The 13,455-nt window shown below is 52.4% G+C and carries 12 protein-coding genes, 1 rRNA gene and 1 other annotated feature; of the genes, 4 read left to right on the top strand and 9 right to left on the bottom strand.

The annotated features are described in order from the left end of the window. From ACIPDS_RS05380 to rluD, 4 genes are all read right to left on the bottom strand, one after another. Positions 1-453: ribosomal RNA gene (locus ACIPDS_RS05380) — 16S ribosomal RNA — on the bottom strand; the annotation flags it as partial. A 448-nt stretch (positions 454-901) separates the two neighbouring features. Then, positions 902-3,475, bottom strand: coding sequence for an ATP-dependent chaperone ClpB (clpB, locus tag ACIPDS_RS05385; RefSeq protein WP_166515908.1), 2,574 nt, complete (start codon positions 3,473-3,475; stop codon positions 902-904). Positions 3,476-3,604: 129 nt separating this feature from the next. After that, positions 3,605-4,336, bottom strand: a complete 732-nt coding sequence (yfiH, locus tag ACIPDS_RS05390) for a purine nucleoside phosphorylase YfiH (RefSeq protein WP_400733537.1) — start codon at positions 4,334-4,336, stop codon at positions 3,605-3,607. After that, positions 4,333-5,313, bottom strand: a complete 981-nt coding sequence (rluD, locus tag ACIPDS_RS05395; RefSeq protein WP_166515906.1) for a 23S rRNA pseudouridine(1911/1915/1917) synthase RluD — start codon at positions 5,311-5,313, stop codon at positions 4,333-4,335. Before rluD ends, yfiH begins: the two co-directional genes overlap by 4 nt. A gap of 132 nt (positions 5,314-5,445) precedes the next feature. Between rluD and bamD the strand changes: the two genes are divergently transcribed. From bamD to pheA, 4 genes are all read left to right on the top strand, one after another. Continuing rightward, positions 5,446-6,189, top strand: coding sequence for an outer membrane protein assembly factor BamD (gene bamD, locus ACIPDS_RS05400; RefSeq protein WP_062779280.1), 744 nt, complete (start codon positions 5,446-5,448; stop codon positions 6,187-6,189). Positions 6,190-6,460: 271 nt separating this feature from the next. Continuing rightward, the gene (raiA, locus tag ACIPDS_RS05405) at positions 6,461-6,802 is read left to right on the top strand and encodes a ribosome-associated translation inhibitor RaiA (protein WP_062779261.1); all 342 of its coding nucleotides are present in this window, start codon (positions 6,461-6,463) and stop codon (positions 6,800-6,802) included. A 116-nt stretch (positions 6,803-6,918) separates the two neighbouring features. Beyond that, positions 6,919-7,043, top strand: a sequence feature (Phe leader region). After that, a complete protein-coding gene (gene pheL, locus ACIPDS_RS05410) occupies positions 6,920-6,967 on the top strand; it encodes a pheA operon leader peptide PheL (RefSeq protein ID WP_121497579.1) in 48 nt (15 codons plus the stop codon). It overlaps the preceding feature by 48 nt. Before the next feature lie 23 nt (positions 7,044-7,066). Beyond that, positions 7,067-8,227 carry a bifunctional chorismate mutase/prephenate dehydratase gene (gene pheA, locus ACIPDS_RS05415; protein ID WP_400734679.1) on the top strand — a complete coding sequence of 387 codons (1,161 nt, stop codon included), beginning with the start codon at positions 7,067-7,069 and terminating at the stop codon, positions 8,225-8,227. On the opposite strand, the gene ACIPDS_RS05420 is transcribed toward pheA, so the two are convergent. The 5 genes from ACIPDS_RS05420 to ACIPDS_RS05440 form a co-directional block, all read right to left on the bottom strand. Continuing rightward, positions 8,224-9,096 carry an SMP-30/gluconolactonase/LRE family protein gene (locus ACIPDS_RS05420; protein ID WP_400734681.1) on the bottom strand — a complete coding sequence of 291 codons (873 nt, stop codon included), beginning with the start codon at positions 9,094-9,096 and terminating at the stop codon, positions 8,224-8,226. The genes pheA and ACIPDS_RS05420 overlap by 4 nt on opposite strands. A gap of 64 nt (positions 9,097-9,160) precedes the next feature. Beyond that, the gene (tyrA, locus tag ACIPDS_RS05425) at positions 9,161-10,282 is read right to left on the bottom strand and encodes a bifunctional chorismate mutase/prephenate dehydrogenase (protein ID WP_400733541.1); all 1,122 of its coding nucleotides are present in this window, start codon (positions 10,280-10,282) and stop codon (positions 9,161-9,163) included. 9 nt (positions 10,283-10,291) lie between these two features. Then, positions 10,292-11,362: a 3-deoxy-7-phosphoheptulonate synthase AroF gene (aroF, locus tag ACIPDS_RS05430; protein ID WP_166515904.1), complete on the bottom strand. Its 1,071-nt coding sequence runs from the start codon at positions 11,360-11,362 to the stop codon at positions 10,292-10,294. A 239-nt stretch (positions 11,363-11,601) separates the two neighbouring features. After that, positions 11,602-12,969 carry a PepSY-associated TM helix domain-containing protein gene (locus tag ACIPDS_RS05435; protein ID WP_400733543.1) on the bottom strand — a complete coding sequence of 456 codons (1,368 nt, stop codon included), beginning with the start codon at positions 12,967-12,969 and terminating at the stop codon, positions 11,602-11,604. Between the two features lie 56 nt (positions 12,970-13,025). Then, complete coding sequence (locus ACIPDS_RS05440) at positions 13,026-13,361, bottom strand: DUF2946 domain-containing protein (RefSeq protein ID WP_400734683.1); 336 nt, start codon at positions 13,359-13,361, stop codon at positions 13,026-13,028. Positions 13,362-13,455: the final 94 nt, after the last annotated feature.

Consider the following 13,455-nt stretch of genomic DNA (forward strand, 5'->3'; position numbering starts at 1 on the left):
GCCTTCCTCCTCGCTGAAAGTACTTTACAACCCGAAGGCCTTCTTCATACACGCGGCATGGCTGCATCAGGCTTGCGCCCATTGTGCAATATTCCCCACTGCTGCCTCCCGTAGGAGTCTGGACCGTGTCTCAGTTCCAGTGTGGCTGGTCATCCTCTCAGACCAGCTAGGGATCGTCGCCTAGGTGAGCCATTACCCCACCTACTAGCTAATCCCATCTGGGCACATCCGATGGTGTGAGGCCCGAAGGTCCCCCACTTTGGTCTTGCGACGTTATGCGGTATTAGCTACCGTTTCCAGTAGTTATCCCCCTCCATCGGGCAGTTTCCCAGACATTACTCACCCGTCCGCCACTCGTCACCCAAGAGCAAGCTCTCTGTGCTACCGTTCGACTTGCATGTGTTAGGCCTGCCGCCAGCGTTCAATCTGAGCCATGATCAAACTCTTCAATTTAAAAGTGTTTGATGCTCAATGAATTAAACTTCGTAATGAATTACGTATGTTCACTCGTTGAGACTTGGTATTCATTTATCGTCTTGCGACGTTAAGAATCCGTATCTTCGAGTGCCCACACAGATTGTCTGATAAATTGTTAAAGAGCAGTGCAACACGGCTTTCGCTCACTGTTGCGAGGTGGCGTATATTACGCTTTCCTCTTTCAGAGTCAAGCGTTTAATTTCGCTTTTCTCTGCCGGCGTTCTCTTAAGAACCCCGCTGACCCGGCGGCTTGTTTGCCGTTGTTCCGTCTCAGTGGGGCCGCATTATAGGGAGAAACTGAGAAGTGGCAAGCATAAATCGAAAAAAACTTTCTATTAGCTTACTTTTCATCCACAACGCTTATGTTTGATCATTTTTTAAACAAAAACGAGCCCCGAGAGGCCCGTTTTTGTGTTTTTGTGACTTACTGCACTGCCACAATATGGTCGTCTTTGACTTCCAGATGGATAACTTTTCCAGGAATCAGCTCGCCTGAGAGAATCTGCTGTGCCAGTGGGTTCTCAATCTGCTGCTGAATAGCGCGTTTCAACGGACGTGCACCATATACCGGGTCGTAGCCGTTTTTACTCAGAAGCAGTAAAGCCTCATCGGAAATCTGCGTTTCATATCCACGCTCTTCCAGACGTTTATAAAGACGTTGCAGCTGGATCTGAGCGATAGAAGCAATGTGTGATTCGCCCAGCGGGTGGAACACAACGACTTCATCGATACGGTTAATGAACTCTGGACGGAAACTATGACTGACCACGCCCAGCACCAGATCTTTCATATGACCGTAATCCAACTCGCCAAAACGTTCCTGAATAAGATCGGACCCCAGGTTAGACGTCATAATTACGACCGTATTACGGAAGTCGACCGTTCTACCCTGACCATCAGTCAAACGACCATCATCAAGAACCTGCAACAGAATGTTGAAAACATCCGGGTGCGCTTTTTCCACTTCATCCAGCAGGATGACCGAGTATGGGCGACGGCGAACCGCTTCCGTCAAATAACCACCCTCTTCATAACCGACATATCCTGGAGGTGCCCCCACCAGACGAGAGACGGAGTGTTTCTCCATAAACTCGGACATATCGATACGCACCATCGCGTCATCGCTGTCGAACATAAAGTTAGCCAACGCTTTGCACAGCTCGGTTTTACCGACACCGGTTGGCCCCAGGAACAGGAACGAACCGATAGGACGATTTGGATCCGACAGCCCTGCACGGCTACGGCGAATGGCGTTCGATACCGCTTCAACCGCTTCATTCTGGCCAATCACGCGGCTGTGAAGATCCTGCTCCATACGCAGCAGTTTATCGCGTTCACCTTCAAGCATTCTGGCAACCGGGATACCCGTCCAGCGAGCCAGCACATCAGCAATCTCAATGTCCGTTACTTTATTGCGTAACAGGCGCATGGTTTTGCCTTCGGACTGAGTAGCCACTTCCAGCTGTTTCTCCAGTTCTGGAATTTTACCGTACTGTAGCTCAGACATGCGCGCGAGATCACCGACGCGCCGCGCTTGCTCAATGGCAATCTTCGCCTGCTCCAGTTCAGCCTTGATAGTTTGCGTTCCCGAGAGCGAGGCTTTTTCCGCTTTCCACTCTTCTTCTAATACCGAGTACTGGCGTTCTTTATCTTCCAGCTCTTCATTAAGCATATCGAGACGTTTTTTACTCGCCTCGTCAGACTCTTTCATCAGCGCCTGCTGTTCCAGCTTCAGCTGAATGATTCGACGATCGAGCCTATCCAGTTCTTCCGGTTTCGAGTCAATTTGCATACGAATACTGGAAGCTGCTTCATCAATAAGGTCGATGGCTTTATCCGGTAACTGACGGTCAGCGATATAGCGATGGGACAACGTCGCCGCCGCTACAATAGCCGGGTCAGTAATCTGCACATGGTGATGCAGCTCGTAACGCTCTTTAAGCCCACGCAGAATGGCGATGGTATCTTCCACCGACGGTTCAGCCACAAACACTTTCTGGAAACGACGCTCCAGCGCAGCATCTTTTTCGATGTACTGACGATACTCATCAAGCGTAGTCGCCCCGACGCAGTGCAGTTCCCCACGCGCCAGCGCAGGTTTCAGCATATTACCGGCATCCATAGCGCCGTCGGCTTTACCCGCGCCCACCATAGTATGCAGTTCGTCGATAAACAGAATGACGTTACCTTCCTGTTTCGACAGATCGTTCAGAACACCTTTCAAACGTTCTTCAAATTCACCGCGGTATTTCGCCCCGGCCACCAGCGCGCCCATATCCAGTGCCAGTACCCGACGGCCTTTCAAGCCTTCAGGCACTTCACCATTAATAATGCGCTGCGCCAGCCCTTCGACAATGGCCGTTTTACCCACACCGGGTTCACCGATTAATACCGGGTTATTTTTGGTACGACGCTGCAATACCTGAATGGTACGGCGAATTTCTTCATCACGGCCAATAACCGGGTCGAGTTTGCCCTGTTCGGCACGCTCGGTAAGATCAACGGTATATTTTTTCAAGGCCTGACGTTGGTCTTCGGCCCCTTGATCGTTCACGCTTTCTCCTCCACGCATCTTTTCAATTGCCTGAGTGATATTGGCAGTTGTCGCACCAGCTGTTTTCAATAATTCAGCCAGCGTGCCTCGGGACTCAAGCGCGGCGATAACAAACAGCTCTGACGAAATGAAGTTATCACCATTTTTTTGTGCCAGTTTGTCGCAAAGATTCAGGACGCGAATCAGATCCTGAGACGGCTGCACATCGCCGCCGGTGCCTTCAACTTGAGGTAAACGGCTTAATGCCTGATCGATAGCTGTGCGTAACTGCCCGGCATTAATGCCCGCGGACGTTAATAAAGGACGTACAGAGCCCCCTTCCTGATTCAGTAAGGCACTCATTAAATGAAGAGGTTCGATAAATTGGTTGTCTTGCCCAAGTGCGAGCGACTGGGCATCAGCAAGAGCAAGCTGGAATTTATTAGTAAGACGATCCAGACGCATGACTCCTCCCATAATAGGTCAAATTTGCTACAGGAGATTAAATGAGGTCATCCCTCAATTATTCAAGGTTAATTGACCTATTCAATGAGAAAAAAATATCAGCGTTCTGGATCGCCTTGATTCTATAGGTTATATCAGCCAGATAAAACTTGCCATACGACCCGTAATACGGTCACGACGATATGAGAAAAAATCATCCTTTTCGCTGAAGGTACAGCGGTCACCGCCAAAGACGTTGGTTACACCCACATTTGCCAAGCGCTGGCGTGCCAGCAGATAGATATCAGCATAATACTTTTCGCCAACCGGACGGAAAGCATCCACCGCGTTAATATCCTTTGCCATAAACGCTTCACGCACTTCGGGGCCTACCTCAAACGCCAGTGGCCCAATCGCCGGGCCAAACCAGGCGAGGATATTTTCAGGACGGTCGTTAAAACAAGCCACCGTCTCTTCCAGCACGCCATCGCACAGGCCGCGCCAGCCAGCATGCGCTGCGGCAACCTCTGTGCCTGCCCGATTGCAAAACAGCACCGGCAGGCAATCAGCCGTCATAACCGCACACACCGTTCCGGGCGTATTACTGTAGGACGCATCGGCACGCTTCGAGGCATACGGTTCACCGGTCAGATGCAGCACATCTTTTCCGTGTACCTGCTCAAGCCACACGGGTTTCGAGGGCAGTTTACCTGCCGCGAACATGCGTTTACGGTTCTCTTCAACGTGTTCTGGATTATCACCGCAGTGAGCGCCAAGATTCAGTGAATCCCACGCTCCCAGGCTAACGCCACCCACACGCGTTGAACTACAGGCGGCCACGCCTTCCGGCAGCGGCCATTCCGGAACAATGATTTTGGTCATAGCCAGTCTACGTCATCCTTGTGCTCTTCAAAGTCATCGCGCATCACGGCGATAAGCTCAACCATATCTTCAGGAATTGGCGCATGCCATTCCATCTCAATACCCGAAATCGGATGATAGAGACGCAGCATGGTAGCGTGCAGTGCCTGGCGATCGAACTTACGTAGCGTGGCGATAAACGCCTCAGATGCGCCTTTTGGCGGACGAGGGCGCCCACCGTATACCTGATCGCCCACCAGCGGATGGGTGATGTGCGCCATGTGCACGCGGATCTGGTGCGTACGTCCGGTTTCCAGACGCAGTCGCAGACGCGTGTGCACACGGAAGTGTTCCATAATGCGATAGTGCGTCACCGCCGGTTTACCCATCGGGTGTACCGCCATGTGCGTACGTTTAGTCGGGTGACGGCTGATAGGCTCTTCAACGGAACCGCCCGCAGTCATGTGACCAATCGCCACGGCTTCATACTCACGGGTGATTTCGCGTAATTGCAGTGACTCCACCAGACGTGTCTGAGCAGGAACGGTCTTCGCAACCACCATTAAACCGGTCGTGTCTTTATCCAGACGATGCACAATGCCCGCTCGCGGTACATCGGCAATTGGCGGATAATAATGTAGCAGCGCATTAAGCACCGTACCGTCCGGGTTACCGGCGCCTGGGTGCACAACGAAACCACGTGGCTTGTTGATGACTAAAATATCTTCATCTTCATATACGATATCGAGCGGCAGATCCTGCGCTTCAAAGCGGATCTCTTCATCGATTTCGGCATCGATAGCGATAGTCTCGCCACCCATGACTTTCTCTTTCGGCTTATCTGAAATCTTGCCGTTGACCTGGACGCGCTGGTCCAAAATCCACTCTTTTATTCGCGAACGCGAATAATCAGGGAACATTTCGGCCAAAGCCTGATCTAAGCGTTGACCGAGTTGTGATTCGGACACCGTTGCGGTGAGTTGTACTTGTTGTGCCATAGACAGCTTCTTCGTTAACGTTGGGTTTTTACGGCTTTGCCGTTTAATATAGTGTGCTATTGTAGCTGGTCTTAGTCGGGAACAGGAACTGTGAATATCCCGTATAAACATTTTGAGGAAAGTCAAAACGTCATGACGCGCATGAAATATCTGGTGGCAGCGGCCACGTTGAGCCTGGCTTTGGCGGGGTGCTCTGGTTCAAAGGACGAGGTTCCTGATAATCCGCCTAATGAAATCTACGCAACTGCTCAGCAAAAGCTCCAGGACGGTAACTGGAAACAGGCCATAACGCAACTGGAAGCGTTGGATAACCGCTATCCATTTGGACCTTATTCCCAGCAGGTTCAGCTGGATCTGATCTACGCATACTATAAAAATGCCGATCTGCCGCTGGCTCAGGCCGCTATTGACCGCTTCATCCGTCTGAACCCAACGCACCCTAACATCGACTATGTGATGTACATGCGCGGCCTGACGAACATGGCGCTTGATGATAGCGCGCTGCAGGGTTTCTTCGGGGTTGATCGCTCTGACCGTGACCCACAGCATGCCCGTGACGCATTTAATGACTTCTCGAAGCTGGTGCGCGGCTACCCGAATAGTCAGTATGTGACCGATGCCAATAAACGTCTGGTCTTCTTAAAAGACCGTCTGGCGAAATATGAGCTTTCCGTTGTTGATTACTATACCGCGCGTGGCGCGTGGGTTGCCGTCGTTAACCGCACAGAAAACATGATGCGTAACTACCCGGATACCCAGGCAACCCGTGATGCATTGCCTAAGATGGAAAATGCTTATCGTGAAATGCAGATGACCGCGCAGGCTGACAAAGTGGCGAAGATTATTGCCGCCAACAGCAAAAACACGCAGTCCTGATACAGACTTCACCCAAAGCAAAACGGCAGCCGAGTGGCTGCCGTTTTTTTATTCTTTTCATCAAAGCTGAAGCGGTTTAGCCGCAAGTCATCCTGTCAAATATGGCTGCATTTTTGCGATTCGACAAGTATTAAATCGCTTCTTCCTGCCCTGACTCACAAAATGAGGGCGCTGACAAAAAGTGACAAAATAATGTGATCTAAATCACACATTTTAGTTAAATCCGAGGTATGCTGGAATCACCAAGACGGAAAGACAAGAGGTAAAATTTATGACAATGAACATTACCAGTAAACAAATGGAAATTACTCCGGCTATTCGCCAGCATGTCGCAGACCGTCTCGCCAAATTGGAAAAATGGCAAACTCAGCTAATCAACCCACATATCATTCTCTCTAAAGAGCCACAGGGCTTTGTTGCTGATGCCACGATGAACACCCCGAATGGGCATCTCGTCGCCAGCGCCAAACATGAAGATATGTATACTGCCATTAATGAATTGATCAACAAGCTGGAACGGCAGCTCAATAAGGTGCAGCACAAAGGGGAAGCCCGCCGCGCAGCAACGTCCGTGAAAGACGCAAGCTTCGTGGAAGTTGAAGAAGAAGAGTAAACCGAACTTTAAACTTTAATGTGTATCGCCAACGCGCCTTCGGGCGCGTTTTTTATTGACAGAGTGAAAACAGACCGGGTACTGTAAAACCTCGTCACTATAGAGATTTAGCCAACCGTGAAATTACTGCCGTTTTTCTTCGCATTCTTTTTTACCTTCCCCTGATTGGGAGGCGTTTCGTCGTGTGATAAAGAATGCGAAGACGAACATTAAGGCCTCCCAACCGGGAGGCCTTTTTTATTGATAACAAGAAAGGCAAACATGATGACTTCGGAAAACCCGTTACTGGCGATACGCGATAAAATAAGCGCGCTGGATGAAAAATTAGTGAGCTTGCTGGCAGAACGTCGCGGCCTTGCCATCGAGGTGGGTAAAGCAAAGCTTGCGTCTCATCGGCCGGTGCGTGATATCGACCGTGAACGTGACCTGCTGGAGCGGCTGATTACTATTGGCAAAACGCACCAGCTTGATGCGCACTACATTACGCGTTTGTTCCAGCTCATTATTGAAGATTCCGTACTCACCCAGCAAACCTTGCTTCAGCAGCACCTGAATCAAATCAATCCTCACTCTGCCCGAATTGCTTTCCTCGGCCCAAAAGGCTCTTACTCACACCTTGCTGCCCGTCAGTACGCGGCTCGCCATTTCGAGCAGTTTATTGAAAGTGGATGTCTAAAATTTGCCGATATCTTTAATCAGGTTGAAACCGGTCAGGCTGACTATGCCGTTGTGCCTATCGAAAACACCAGTTCCGGCGGGATCAATGACGTCTACGACCTGTTGCAGCACACCAGCCTGTCGATTGTCGGCGAGATGACGGTTCCTATCGACCACTGCTTATTGACCAATAGCGGTAGCACGCTGGATACCATTGAAACCGTCTACAGCCACCCACAGCCCTTCCAGCAGTGCAGCCAATTCCTGAGCCACTATCCGCAGTGGAAAATTGAGTACACGGAAAGCACCTCAGCGGCAATGGAAAAAGTGGCGCAAGCCAACTCGCCCACCGTCGCGGCATTAGGCAGCGAAGCGGGCGGCAAGCTTTACGGCTTACAGGTACTGGAACACTGCCAGGCCAATCAGTCACAGAACATCACTCGCTTCCTGGTGCTGGCACGTAAAGCCGTGAATGTCTCCGATCAGGTTCCGGCAAAAACCACCTTGTTAATTGCCACCGGGCAACAGGCGGGGGCATTGGTAGAAGCTCTGCTGGTTCTGCGTAACCATAAACTGATCATGACCAAACTCGAATCGCGCCCTATCCACGGCAATCCATGGGAAGAGATGTTTTACCTGGATATCCAGGCCAACCTGGAAGCACTGCCAATGCAAAAGGCGCTGAAAGAACTGTCCGGGATCACCCGTTCTATGAAAGTGCTGGGAAGCTACCCGAGCGAAAACGTGGTCCCGGTTGATCCGATTTAAGCCTCGATAAAGGGCCTTTTCTTCATGCCTGCCACATCCACTGGCAGGGTGAAGAGCGCGCCAGATAGCGGATACTGCGCCACTTCTGCCGCCGACATATTTTCACGGGTCGTGGTGATATACAGCGTGCGCATATCCGCCCCGCCAAAGCAGACCATGGTCGGACAACGCACCGGCAGTCGATATTCAGCAAGCTGCTCACCTTCAGGCGAGAAACACGCGACCCGCCAGCCATCAAACATCGCACTCCAGTAGCAACCCTCTTCATCCATTGCCGCGCCGTCCGGGATCCCCTCACCGGCCTTAAACTGGCGGAACACCTCACGCGAACCCGGTTCACCCTGCGCGTTCAACGGCGTGCGATAGATCACCGCATTCGGCGTGTCGGAGGTATACATCCAGCGTTTATCGTCGCTAAATGCCAGACCGTTAGCGCCATGAATATCGCACTGAATAACCTTCGGCTTGAGCTGGTTATCAACACGGACCAGCAGCGCACCGTTGTAATCACCTGGCCCCCAGAAGGTGCCGGCGTAAAAGCGCCCGTCTCTGTCCGTCCCGCCGTCGTTAAAACGCGCCAGCTGCGGGTTGCTTGGGTTATCACAGATTTTATGCACCAGCAGGCCGCGGCTGTCGGCAAGCCAGATGGCACTGCGCAGCGCGACGACAAACCCGCCCTTTTCCCGCAAAGAGAAACAGCCGACTTCTTCAGGAAACTGGAGAATCTGATGTTCACCGCTGGCAATCTCATAACGGTGGATTTCGCACTCCAGAATGTCAGCCCAGTACAGCGCCTGCTCGCTTTCGCTCCAGGTCGGACATTCCGGCAAATGTCCGGTGTAATCAAACAACACGTTTGCTTCAGCCATCATCGTTATCCCATAAAAAAAGCCAGAGGATTTCCCCTGGCTTTCAAGTATATACAGTTTTCAGCTACTGCCGATTATCATTCGCCTGACGTAACAGGACGCGGCTCTCACTCTGGAAGCGTTGCGCGTAGTCGCCGAACCAATGTTCAACCTTACGGAAGCTATCGATGAACGCCTGCTTGTTGCCTTGTTCCAGCAGGCTTATCGCCTCGCCGAAACGCTGGTAATAACGTTTAATCAGCGCCAGATTGTTGCCTGATGACATAATAATATCAGCGTACAACTGCGGATCCTGAGCAAACAGTCGCCCAACCATCGCCAGCTCCAGACGGTAAATTGGCGATGAGAGCGCCAGCAGTTGCTCGAGCTGCACGTTCTCTTCCGCCAGATGCAATCCGTAAGCAAAGGTCGCAAAGTGACGCAATGCCTGAATAAACGCCATGTTCTGGTCATGCTCAACGGCGCTGATACGGTGCAAGCGCGCCCCCCAAACCTGAATTTGTTCGAGGAACCACTGGTAGGCTTCCGGCTGGCGGCCATCACAATAAACGACGACCTGCTTCGCCAGGCTGCCGCTGTCTGGGCCAAACATCGGGTGCAACCCAACAACGGGGCCCGAGTGCGTCGACAGCATCGCCTGCAACGGCCCGGCTTTCACCGAGCACAAGTCCACCAGAATGCAGTCTGACGGCAACGGTGGCAGTTTCGCAATCACCTGTTCAGTAACGTGAATCGGTACGCTCACAATCACCATGCCCGCATCGGCAACCAGCTCCGGCGCGCGCGCCCAATCTTCTTTTTCCAGCGTACGAACCTGATAGCCAGATAGCGTCAGCATCTTTTCAAATAGCCGCCCCATCTGCCCATTACCGCCGACAATCACTACCGGACGCAGCGAAGGACAAAGAGTTTTAAATCCCTTGTCGTTTTCGCTGGAGTAGGACTCGCGCATCACCCGGCGTAAAACATCTTCAATCAAATCAGGCGGTACGCCCATCGCCGCAGCTTCTTTGCGGCGTGAGGCCAGCATTGAAGCCTCACGCTCTGGAACGTAAATGGGCAAGCCATACTGACTTTTGACTTCGCCAACTTCCGCCACCAGTTCCATACGTTTTGCCAGCAGATCCAGCAGCGCTTTATCTACAGCATCAATTTGATCGCGCAGCGCGGTCAGTTCAGCAACCATACAATCCTCTTACGCCAGACGAGCCGCCAAATGGCCGCGTAAATCCTTGTCGAGTTCACGCAGCAGCGCATCCGTCGCTTCCCAACTGATGCACGCATCGGTGACAGACACGCCGTATTTCATCTCACAGCGCGGCTGCTCGGAAGACTGATTGCCTTCGTGAATATTGCTCTCAATCATCAGACCAATGATAGAACGGTTACCGTCCTTGATCTGTGCGACAACGGATTCCGCCACCGCAGGCTGACGGCGGTAGTCTTTATTGGAATTACCATGACTGCAATCTACCATCAGCGATGCGCGCAGTCCTGCTTGTTCCATCTCTTTTTCACACTGCGCCACATCTTCCGGGCCGTAGTTTGGCTTTTTACCGCCGCGCAGGATCACGTGGCCATCCGGGTTACCTTGAGTGCGCAGCAGACAAACCTGACCAGCCTGGTTAATCCCGACGAAACGGTGAGGCATAGCCGCCGCACGCATCGCGTTGATGGCCGTTGCCAGAGAGCCGTCGGTGCCATTTTTAAAACCAACCGGCATCGACAGGCCAGAGGCCATTTCGCGGTGAGTCTGGGATTCGGTGGTACGCGCACCGATCGCTGACCAGCTAAACAGATCGCCCAGGTACTGTGGGCTGTTTGGATCCAGTGCTTCGGTGGCTAACGGCAGCCCCATGCTGACCAATTCAACCAGCAAGCGACGCGCAATTTTCAAACCACCTTCAACATCAAACGAGCCATCCATATGCGGATCGTTGATAAGCCCTTTCCAGCCAACAGTGGTACGAGGCTTTTCAAAATAGACACGCATAACCAGGTAGAGGCTATCGCTGACCTCTTCCGCAAGGGTTTTAAATCGACGCGCGTATTCGATGGCAGCTTCAGGATCGTGAATCGAGCAAGGCCCACACACTACCAACAGGCGCGGATCGCGACCGGCGATAATGTCAGAAATCGTTTTACGTGATTGGGCGATTTGCGCTTCCTGCTGTACGGTAAGCGGGAATTCAGCTTTCAGTTGATCCGGGGTGATCAACACCTGTTCATCGGCGATATTTACGTTGTTCAGCGCGTCTTTTTGCATGATGGCATTACCTGTTATGGCTCGTTTGCGATAGTGGTTTCCTCAATGAGGTGAAGTCACAATATCATAATCAGTAAAGATTTCAATCCAAAATCCGTAAATTATTATTTACACATGCCCATTCATAGCAAAATAAATGCGCCAAATCCGTAAACTTATAATTACACCTGCAAATTTAAACCAAAAAAAGGGCGAACGCTTACGCGCTCACCCTCAGATATCGCTTCGGTTGTACTGGCTTATCTAAATTCTGGTGCTACCGCGCGAACCAGCGCATTACGCCAGCGCAGCCAGTCAATGACCACAAACAGCGCCAGGCTAACGCCCATCACCGGCATAGCCACTCCTGATGCAGCGGCAAGCAAGAGCGTGATGATGCGGGCAGGCCAGGCAAGCGCCAGCCAGCTTTGCGTTAGCGTTTGCAGCGGGTTTACCGAGGACTGACCCGGTCGTTTAATCCACCACAGGCGATACCCCATGATGATTACGACGCACAAGGCAACGCCGAACGCGATCAACAATAATTGATTCGGCAGACCAAATAACACGCCCATATGAAAATCCACGCCCCAGCGCGTCAATTTCGCCATCAACGGAAAATCGGCAAACTGTGTCTTATCAAGAATCGCTAGCGAGTGAGGATCAACCGCAACGGCATCAACCTGCGTTGGCCATCGTCTGTCGATTTCCGTCACCGTCCACGCACGATCGTCACTTCGCGGCGGACGGATCTCCAGATGCGTGGCGGTAATCCCTGCCAGCTGCGCGGCCTTCAGCACAGCATCAATCTTATCAGTGGCACTCGGCGGCTCGCCCATCGTCATCTCACTATGATGCTCGTGGTGCTCGGCATGCGGATCCAGCACCTTCTTTCCACCTTGCAAATGCGTATTCACCTGCGGCGTCATCCAGCTCATTGCCGCACGCATTTTATCGACATTGGCCCCCGCCCATTGCGACCAGGTTAACCCGGTCGCGGAGAAGAGCAGCATCCCGGCCAGCAGGCACCAGCCCAGGGTAACGTGAACCCGGCGAGTATTCTGCAGGCGGTTTTTGATGCGTCGTTTCGGGCGGGTGAAGACCCACAACACAATCCCGCCTAGCGCTGCAATCCACATCCATGATGCGGCCAGTTCACTGTAAAGCCTGCCAAAATCACCTAATAGCAGCGAACGGTGGGCATAATCAATCCACTGGCGCAGCGGTAATATTCCGCTGGTGCCGTACACCGTCATATCGCCTTTGACCGCAAGCGTAACCGGATCGATAAAAATCGCGCGGTTTTCCGATTCCCCGAGCGCAGGATCGGCAAACATAACCCGCGTAGTTTCACCCGTTTCCAGCGCCGGGCGCACCGCATTCAGCCGCAGCGGTGTCGCAAGCGCGCGCTCCGCCACCGCGATTTGGTCCGCCAGCGAATGATGCTCGCCCTCCACGTTAGCGTGTAATGCCTGTCGATACATCAGGTTTTCAAGTTGCGGTGTTGCCACATACAGCGTGCCGGTAAGCGCAGCCACGAAGATAAATGGCCCAACGAACAGGCCGATAAAAAAGTGCAGGCGGCGTAGCAGGTGCACCCATGCCGCCCGCGAGGTGCAGGTTGTCATACTCTTCCTTCATCTTTACGAAAAGAGGTGTGACGCTGATGCGTCATTTATCGTTATTAAGCAGGTAAAGCAGAACGTTGCGGCGGTGCGCGGGTGTCGGGGAATAGCCAGGGGAAATAACGCCAGTGGTTCACCACCGGCGGCAAAGACACGATCGTCACGCGCAGCAGTAATGCGCACAACAGGATACACAGCGCCAGGATCAGACCCGGGGCATGCGCTAACAGTACGCAGTAACCGCAGGCCTCACCGTGATCGATGGGCATGCTTTCCGGTGTCGAGTGGTGCCCAGGCATCGGCATACTCATATCGTGGTGCATGCCCGGCATCGCGCTCATCGGCGGCTGTTGTAACGAAATGGAGACCAGCGGAGCAAAGATAATCAGCGCCATAGCAAACAGCGCAAGCCAGGCGGCTCGCTGTTTCAATGCTGCTATGCTGACGGTTTTTCCGTTCACCCTACCCTCCCGATAACCGGGGGCATTG

Source organism: Kluyvera sp. NPDC087067 (assembly GCF_044745165.1).
In the GTDB taxonomy this organism is placed as follows: domain Bacteria; phylum Pseudomonadota; class Gammaproteobacteria; order Enterobacterales; family Enterobacteriaceae; genus Kluyvera.

Bases quoted from the DNA above. Each gene is read 5' to 3' on its own strand.
- rluD (WP_166515906.1), bottom strand. From the start codon at position 5,313: ATGGCACAACAAGTACAACTCACCGCAACGGTGTCCGAATCACAACTC.
- pheA (WP_400734679.1), top strand. From the start codon at position 7,067: ATGACTTCGGAAAACCCGTTACTGGCGATACGCGATAAAATAAGCGCG.
- aroF (WP_166515904.1), bottom strand. From the start codon at position 11,362: ATGCAAAAAGACGCGCTGAACAACGTAAATATCGCCGATGAACAGGTG.
- ACIPDS_RS05440 (WP_400734683.1), bottom strand. From the start codon at position 13,361: ATGGCGCTGATTATCTTTGCTCCGCTGGTCTCCATTTCGTTACAACAG.
- tyrA (WP_400733541.1), bottom strand. From the start codon at position 10,282: ATGGTTGCTGAACTGACCGCGCTGCGCGATCAAATTGATGCTGTAGAT.
- clpB (WP_166515908.1), bottom strand. From the start codon at position 3,475: ATGCGTCTGGATCGTCTTACTAATAAATTCCAGCTTGCTCTTGCTGAT.
- bamD (WP_062779280.1), top strand. From the start codon at position 5,446: ATGACGCGCATGAAATATCTGGTGGCAGCGGCCACGTTGAGCCTGGCT.
- raiA (WP_062779261.1), top strand. From the start codon at position 6,461: ATGACAATGAACATTACCAGTAAACAAATGGAAATTACTCCGGCTATT.
- ACIPDS_RS05420 (WP_400734681.1), bottom strand. From the start codon at position 9,096: ATGGCTGAAGCAAACGTGTTGTTTGATTACACCGGACATTTGCCGGAA.
- yfiH (WP_400733537.1), bottom strand. From the start codon at position 4,336: ATGACCAAAATCATTGTTCCGGAATGGCCGCTGCCGGAAGGCGTGGCC.
- ACIPDS_RS05435 (WP_400733543.1), bottom strand. From the start codon at position 12,969: ATGACAACCTGCACCTCGCGGGCGGCATGGGTGCACCTGCTACGCCGC.